Below are 3,240 nucleotides of genomic sequence, written 5' to 3'. Positions count from 1 at the left end.
GGAAAAGGGGGGGGGGGGGTGCACGGGAAGACAGGGGCTTTTGGGGTTTACCCGTTCCCCCAACTTGGGGGGGGGCCCCCCCCGCGCGCGGCGGTGCCCCCCCTCGGGGGAGTCGAGGACCGGGGGGACGGGACCCTCGACTGGCCTGTGCAGGGCAACGGTCGGCACTACTCGGCTGGGCTGCTCTCGGCATTTGCGCTGGTGGGGCACACAAAACCCCGAATGCATCAACACCTGTTTACGACAAGGCTGACGATAGCCGCCATCGGCCGCCATGTCGACCCATCTCGTCAACGTATGTAGACGAGATTACTGGCGAGAGTGCACCCCCGACGCCAGCAGCACCTGCCACCCCCAGCGATCACATCGAATGCACTTCAATCGGCTTGATATGCACTAGATTTGGGCAGGCACCGACAGGCCTGCTCCGACCCCGTCCAGCGCTCGGGGATGCGGCGGCCCGCCGGGAGCCGCCCTCGCCACCCCTGACCCACCAAGCCCGCGAGGCCTTGACGCAGCATCTCCGCGAAACGGCATCCACGTGCGTGGATAAGGATAGAGTTCGCGTATCACGCACATCGTGACCAAGTCGCACAGGAGAGGAGCGGTCGAGGATGCCCGGAACCGGCGGTGACAGCAGCAGCCAGGTGCCAGTCACGCTCGGCGAGAAGTTGTCCCGGCTCCGCGACGGCCTGGCCGAGGAGGGCGGGAAGCCGCTAGGCTGGAACACACTCGCGAAGCAGATCACCGAGCAGACCGGCGTCAAGGTCTCCGGCCAGTACCTGTGGGAGCTGGCCACCGACAAGCCCACGAACGTCGCCGTGCGGCACCTGAGGGCTTTCTCGCAGTTCTTCGGCCGCCGCCCTTCCTACTTCATCGACGACGAGCCGGCCTTCGAGGACGACGAGAAGGCACAGCTGGATCTCCTCATGGAACTGCGCCGGCTGGGCATCAAGAACATCCGGTTGCAGAACATGAGCGGTGACGCCGACCGCGGAGCGATTGGCGCGCTGCTCGGGCGCCTACAGACACTCGACACCCTGGACGATCCCGATGTCAGAGAGGTACTCGTCCGCGCCAACGCGCTCACCTCCGAGCAGCGAACAACGCTCATCGCCCTCACCCACCAGCCCGACCTGCTCAATGCGCTCCCCAGTCTCATGATCCTGCTTCGCTCAGCAGCAGGCCTCAGCGACGAGCAGCTCAGCACCGCCACCGATGCCCTGACACACATCGATGCGCTTCACGCCCTTCAGGACGACGCCGTGCGCGAGATCACGCGCCAAGCGCACGAGCTGCTGCCGTCGAGCCGGGCTGCCGTATTGTCCATGATCGAGCAGCTCGCACGACTGGAGAGCGGCAAGGCGTAGCCGTCGCAGAGCCGGTTTCTGCCGGTCCTGCTCACGCGGTACTGCTTCCGCCTCGACGGGAGGCCAGTCCGAGAACCTCGGCGATGAGTTCACGCGGAAGGAGCGGCATCAGCCGGCTCGCTTCGTCCAGTGTGATCGCGTCGGAGTCCCTGGCGGGGCCTTCTATCGGCGCCGATTCCCCTTTCGGCTCGCCAGCGGCGGGGAGCGGGCAGAAGAACGCGGAGCCGTCGTCCCACCCCAGCCATACACCGCTCACACCGCCTCGACCGTCAGATACGGGGCCCGCAGCATCGTCGATGCCACCGGATCCTCCTGCATCCAGGTCGTCAAGACCTCGCGAAGCATCCACGTCAACAACGCGTCCCGTGAGGCGTCTGGTCGTTCATCTGGCGTCCGGTCATGCCCCTCACCCCGCCGACTCTTGAGGCGTAAGACGGCAGAGCGCTCCTGGAAGGCCCTGCGTCGTTACTCGATCTGATCAGCTTGCAGGGGCAACGGTATGCATATGCCGTACGCGGCGCCATTTGACATGTGCACCAAATGATTGCCGCAGACTGCCACCCCTGCACCACTCTTCGAAACCACGGTGCAGAAATGCCCAATCCTGGTCCCCGAGGCCACGGATCTGCACAGCCGCGAACGGCAGCCTCCTGCGTCATGGAGCAGTTCCGGCGACAGCCCCGCCCGAAGGCGCAATTCCCCACGACCGATTTCGGAAAGACCAGCTACTCGGCATACCGGCGACCGCAGCCCCTTGTCCCGTGACCCTCAAACATACCTGCACGCGGAAATGTGCGGCACTTCAAGCGGCCGTGCGCATTTCCTTCCGCGTGGACCCGGCGGGAACGTCCGGCTTGCCCGTCATGACATGCAGAGCGAAGAGGAGATCGCGAATCCCAGCCAAAGAAGCAAGGTCAATTTCCATGTACTGCTCCAGGGCCCGCAGATGGGAACGCACCGTTGCCTCGGAGAGACCGGATACGCGCGCCGTCTGCTCAACATGGCATTCGCAGACCAGCCAGCTCGTGGCTGTGCCAAGCAGGTCTCGCCGGTCATCCTGCACATGCCTGAGCATCGTCTCGGCCCAAGCGTGCACTTGAGGGGCAGTCAGAAGGCCGCTGAGCGCCACCGGCTCGTCCCCATCGGTCTGCCGGTCAGCGTCGGGTTCCCTCTGCGTGGCCAGTTCCAGCGCCAGAGCAACAGCCACTCGGCACCCGACAGCACTCAAGTCCGCCCCCAACAGCTCCGCCGCCCTGGATACCCTGCGCATCACTGTGTTCCGATGAAGTCCGAGCCGGCGGGCGGCAACCGTGTGCGGATAGGCCAGGGCGGTCGGAAGTTCCCTCTTCATCGACTCCCAGGTCGCCGCATCCTTCATGAGCGGAGCCAAGAGGCGCTGCGCCCAGCTTTGGGCCGCTGGCTGTGGCAAGAGGTCCACCACGTCGGAGTTGCGCACCGACAACGCCACGGAGTCAGGCTGCGAGGCGGCGTACTGCTGGGCCGACACCGCTTCCCGTAGCGCATCCGAAAGAAGCGTCATCGAGTAGACACCGCTTCCGCCCATAGACGTTTCCGGACCAAAGCTGTGCACGAGCCGAGCCAGTTCCTCGGCGGACGCTCCGTCATCGCGGAGGGTCGGATGCACTACAAGGATCCTCCGGTCGCTGCGCAGGTCAGGCACCACAAGGGCCCGGCCGATGGTCGCAGCTTCGATCCGGCGGGCTATCAGATCCCGGGACCCGGCAGCAGCCTCGATGACAAATACGCGCGCCGTGCTAGTAGGGCTTGGTCAGGTTCGTATGAGTGTGGGTATGTCGCGGTGGCAGGTGGGGCAGGCGCCGGTCCAGAGGGCGAGGAGTGTCTGCAGGTC

General features: G+C 65.4%; 2 protein-coding genes. One reads left to right on the top strand and one right to left on the bottom strand.

Going from position 1 to position 3,240, the window contains the following annotated elements; all coding sequences use genetic code 11:
* Positions 1-614 precede the first annotated feature (614 nt).
* A complete protein-coding gene (locus tag ACZ6D7_RS47370) occupies positions 615-1,370 on the top strand; it encodes a hypothetical protein (RefSeq protein ID WP_469505122.1) in 756 nt (251 codons plus the stop codon).
* Between the two features lie 802 nt (positions 1,371-2,172).
* Here ACZ6D7_RS47370 and ACZ6D7_RS47365 read toward each other — a convergent pair.
* A complete protein-coding gene (locus ACZ6D7_RS47365) occupies positions 2,173-3,015 on the bottom strand; it encodes a helix-turn-helix domain-containing protein (RefSeq protein ID WP_469505120.1) in 843 nt (280 codons plus the stop codon).
* Positions 3,016-3,240 lie beyond the last annotated feature (225 nt).

This window comes from Streptomyces sp. NPDC041784, from assembly GCF_055591025.1.
Note: the sequence above shows the minus strand (reverse complement) of the source record. Positions and strands in the feature narration are given on the sequence as shown.

Coding starts and splice junctions, on each gene's coding strand:
- ACZ6D7_RS47370 (WP_469505122.1), top strand. CDS start 615: ATGCCCGGAACCGGCGGTGACAGCAGCAGCCAGGTGCCAGTCACGCTC.